Annotated in this window: 4 protein-coding genes; 2 read left to right on the top strand and 2 right to left on the bottom strand. The window is 58.5% G+C overall.

The window, feature by feature from the left end:
* On the top strand, positions 1-970 hold a 970-nt coding region (locus IV91_RS0111655; RefSeq protein ID WP_200874395.1), incomplete at its 5' end, for a high affinity choline transporter 1.
* Between the two features lie 55 nt (positions 971-1,025).
* Here the strand turns inward: IV91_RS0111655 and IV91_RS0111650 are convergent.
* Both IV91_RS0111650 and IV91_RS0111645 read right to left on the bottom strand, forming a co-directional pair.
* Complete coding sequence (locus tag IV91_RS0111650) at positions 1,026-1,457, bottom strand: type II toxin-antitoxin system VapC family toxin (protein ID WP_051862634.1); 432 nt, start codon at positions 1,455-1,457, stop codon at positions 1,026-1,028.
* Positions 1,458-1,700 (bottom strand): type II toxin-antitoxin system Phd/YefM family antitoxin, encoded by a 243-nt coding sequence (locus IV91_RS0111645; protein ID WP_031598578.1) that lies wholly within the window; start codon positions 1,698-1,700, stop codon positions 1,458-1,460.
* Between the two features lie 266 nt (positions 1,701-1,966).
* Between IV91_RS0111645 and ilvD the strand changes: the two genes are divergently transcribed.
* Positions 1,967-3,272, top strand: a 1,306-nt coding sequence (gene ilvD, locus IV91_RS0111640) for a dihydroxy-acid dehydratase (RefSeq protein ID WP_031598576.1), incomplete at its 3' end; no start/stop codon positions are given.

Here is a 3,272-nt window from a genome sequence, read left to right as displayed (position 1 = left end):
GATCGTAGGCGCGACCACGGTCATGGTTTATACCCTGTTTGACGGAATGCTGTCGGTGGCCATCACGGACTTCATCCAGATGATCATCATCATGCTGGGCATGGTGTACATCGGCTGGGATCTGGGGGGGCCGGCGGGGGGGGTGGGTGCCGTGGTCCATCAGGCGTCGGTGCAGGGCAAACTGGCCTTCTGGCCCGCCCCGCACTGGGGGGCTGTGATCGCTTTCTTCACGGCCTGGATCACCATGATGCTGGGGTCCATTCCGCAGCAGGATGTCTTTCAGCGGGTGACCTCCTCCGACACGGAAATCACTGCCCGCAATGCTTCGATCCTGGGTGGGGTATTGTATTTTCTGTTTGCCTTCATTCCCATGTTTCTGGCTTATTCTGCGACACGTATCGACCCGGCACTGGTCAGTCGCTACCTGGATACGGATTCCCAACAGATTCTGCCCCAACTGATCCTGACTCATTCCCCTCTATTCGCCCAGATCATGTTCTTCGGGGCATTGCTGTCGGCCATCAAGAGTTGTGCCTCGGCCACCTTGCTGGCACCTTCCGTGACCTTTGCGGAAAATATCGTGCGCGGATTTACGCCGGGGATGACCGACCGGCAGTTGTTGACGGTGATGCGTTGGGTGGTGTTTTGTTTTACCTGTCTGGTAACGGTCATCGCCCTCAATTCCCAGGCGTCCATCTTCAGTATGGTGGAGGATGCCTATAAAGTGACCTTGGTTGCCGCTTTTGTGCCCCTGGCCTTTGGGGTGTACTGGAAGCGCGCCACTCCTTGGGGGGGGCTGGCTTCGGTGGTTTTGGGTCTTGCGGTATGGTTGTTGGGCGAAGGGTGGGCTCCAGAAGCGTTGATCCCTCCGCAGTTAGCCGGATTGGGCGCCAGTTTGGTGGGAATGGTGGCGGGATCCCTGCTGGAGGCCAGACAAAAGGGTAGCCAGAGTCTCCAGCCAGCCCCATAAAACCCCCGTATCACTGCCTGTTGCCCATTGACCGGGTATATCAATGGATTCGCCCTTAGAACCCCCTACCTTTAGGCATGGGGAGGTTTAGCGTCAGGTGAACGACCAGTTCAGAGTATTGGTTCAGCACCCCATCCGTGGTGAGCAAGTAAGCGGGCAAGGACTGCGCCTGCGCCACCAACAAACGGTCAAACGGATCACGGTGATGCCAAGGCAAACTCGCAATCGGATAACAATCCTCGCCCTTGACCATCAACTCGGCAAAGCCTGTATCCAGAGCAAGGCGATGGATGTCCTGTGGAGAAAAATCGAAATCCGCCCGCTGCAACGAACGTTTGATCGCCACCTCCCAAATACTGGCCGAACTGAAATAAACCGTATTGGACGAATCGGATATTCCGGCGACCACCTCCTTCGGCAGGCGCTCCGGGGCGAGCAGTGCCGCAAGCAACACATTGGTATCCAGCAGATAAACGTGCCCGGCCATCTACTTTCCCTGCTCGAACATGGCCGCAATTTCAGCGGCATTCAAACTGTCGAAATTCTCCGGGAAAGTGAAGGATTTTTTTCCTAAACCCAGTTTGCGCGGAGGTTTGGCGGGATCGGACAACGCCACTAAACGCGCCACTGGCTTACCCGCACGGGCAATCACAATCTCCTCACCGGCCTCTGCCTGATCGACAAAACGAGAGAACTGGGTCTTGGCTTCATGGATATTGACGGTTGTCATAGCGCACCTCGGCTTGATTGAGTGGACTAATGTTAGTCCGAAATAGCCTGTTTGACAAGGGGTATGTCTATTTTCGATCACGCGCAAGCCCTGCCACCGTAGCCAAGACGTAACCATATTGACTTCGGCTTGCGTGATAGAAAATGCGTTGCGTTAATCTCTGGTGAAGTGCAAGTGCAACTCCTCGGCTAAATCATGGATTTGACAACTCGTGGTACACGCGGCACCCTAATGCTCCTGATTGTTCACCACCCTGAGGAGATCCCATGCCGACTTACCGTTCACGTACCACGACCCAAGGCCGCAACATGGCGGGAGCGCGCGCGCTGTGGCGCGCCACCGGCATGAAGGACGGCGATTTCGAAAAGCCGATTGTCGCCGTCGTCAATTCGTTCACGCAGTTCGTGCCGGGGCACGTGCACCTGAAGGATCTGGGCCAGTTGGTGGCGCGCGAGATCGAAGCGGCGGGCGGTGTTGCGAAGGAATTCAATACGATTGCCGTGGACGACGGCATCGCGATGGGGCATGGCGGCATGCTGTACTCGCTGCCGTCGCGCGATCTGATCGCCGACTCCGTCGAATACATGGTCAACGCGCACTGCGCCGATGCGATGGTGTGCATCTCGAACTGCGACAAGATCACGCCCGGAATGTTGATGGCTGCGATGCGCCTCAATATTCCGGTGGTGTTCGTGTCCGGCGGTCCCATGGAAGCGGGCAAGGTGGTCAAGGTCGTCAACAACGAGAAGAAGATCATCAAGCTCGACCTGATCGATGCGATGATCAAGGCGGGTGACTCCACGGTGTCCGATGCGGATGTGGCGGAAGTGGAGCGCTCTGCATGCCCCACCTGCGGTTCCTGCTCCGGCATGTTTACGGCAAACTCGATGAACTGTCTGACCGAGGCGCTGGGCCTCTCGTTGCCAGGCAACGGCACGATCGTGGCTACCCACGCGGACCGCAAGGAACTGTTCCTGCGCGCGGGCCGGTTGATTGTCGAACTGGCCAAGCGCCACTACGAGCAGGACGATTACTCCGTCCTGCCGCGCAGTATCGCCAGCAAGGCGGCGTTCGAAAATGCAATGGCGCTGGACGTTTCAATGGGAGGTTCCACCAACACGGTGCTGCACCTGCTGGCCGCCGCGCACGAAGCGCAGGTGGAATTCACGATGGCCGACATCGACCGCATCTCGCGCAACGTGCCGTGCCTGTGCAAGGTGGCGCCGATGACGGACAAGTTCCACATCGAAGACGTGCACCGTGCCGGCGGCATCATTGCGATTCTGGGCGAACTGGCACGCGCCGGCCTGCTGGATACGTCGCTGCCAACGGTGCACAGCGCGACGATGGGTGCGGCGATCGAGAAGTATGATATCTGCCGCAGCGACGACGGGGCAGTGCATCAACTGTTTCGCGCTGCGCCGGGCGGGGTGCCGACGCAGGTGGCGTTCTCGCAGTCCGAGCGTTACGAGCAGAACGACCTCGATCGTAGCGCCGGCTGCATCCGTGACCGCGCGCACGCGTATTCGCAGGATGGTGGCCTCGCTGTCCTGTATGGGAATATCGCGGAGA

The organism is Ferrovum myxofaciens (assembly GCF_000735045.1).
GTDB classification, from domain to species: Bacteria; Pseudomonadota; Gammaproteobacteria; order Burkholderiales; family Ferrovaceae; genus Ferrovum; species Ferrovum myxofaciens.
This window is presented reverse-complemented; position numbering and strand designations above follow the sequence as displayed.

Excerpts from the sequence above, each read along its gene's own strand:
- IV91_RS0111650 (WP_051862634.1), bottom strand. The coding sequence starts at position 1,457 with ATGGCCGGGCACGTTTATCTGCTGGATACCAATGTGTTGCTTGCGGCA.
- IV91_RS0111645 (WP_031598578.1), bottom strand. The coding sequence starts at position 1,700 with ATGACAACCGTCAATATCCATGAAGCCAAGACCCAGTTCTCTCGTTTT.